This window comes from Guptibacillus hwajinpoensis (genome assembly GCF_005144865.1).
Lineage (GTDB): Bacteria > Bacillota > Bacilli > Bacillales > Guptibacillaceae > Guptibacillus > Guptibacillus hwajinpoensis_A.
Map to the genome: position 1 here is coordinate 1 of NZ_SWFM01000021.1, position 602 is coordinate 602.

Consider the following 602-nt stretch of genomic DNA (forward strand, 5'->3'; position numbering starts at 1 on the left):
TCCCGTCCTTCTTAGGCTTCTAGTGCCAAGGCATCCACCGTGCGCCCTTAGTAGCTTAACCTTAGATTCATTAGACTTGATTGCTCAAGCTAACTCCTCGAGTTATTACTAAGTGTTGCATAAAAAAATAATTCTTATTGGATGTCGTTGTTTATGCTATCTAGTTTTCAAGGAACAATGCTACTAATTGATTGTAATAAAGTACAATACAATAGCAGTTGTAATTGGTGGAGCCTAGCGGGATCGAACCGCTGACCTCCTGCGTGCAAGGCAGGCGCTCTCCCAGCTGAGCTAAGGCCCCATTTTATCCAAGAGATAATATACCAAACGGTAATCTTGGTGTCAACTTGGTCTTTATGGTGGGCCTGAGTGGACTCGAACCACCGACCTCACGCTTATCAGGCGTGCGCTCTAACCAGCTGAGCTACAGGCCCATAAAGGGTAATTGACAATTATTATATTGAAAGAAAATTGCTCTTTCAAAACTAAACGAAACGCTCATGTAAGGTTGGTAACGTAAGTTACCTTCGTAATTCTCCATAGAAAGGAGGTGATCCAGCCGCACCTTCCGATACGGCTACCTTGTTACGACTTCACCCCAA

At 44.0% G+C, this 602-nt stretch carries 2 tRNA genes and 1 rRNA gene; all 3 read right to left on the reverse strand.

Going from position 1 to position 602, the window contains the following annotated elements:
• Positions 1 to 225 precede the first annotated feature (225 nt).
• Positions 226 to 301 (reverse strand) — tRNA-Ala (locus FBF83_RS20570).
• 56 nt (positions 302 to 357) lie between these two features.
• A tRNA-Ile gene (locus FBF83_RS20575) sits at positions 358 to 434 on the reverse strand.
• A gap of 109 nt (positions 435 to 543) precedes the next feature.
• Positions 544 to 602, reverse strand: a 16S ribosomal RNA gene (locus tag FBF83_RS20580); the annotation flags it as partial.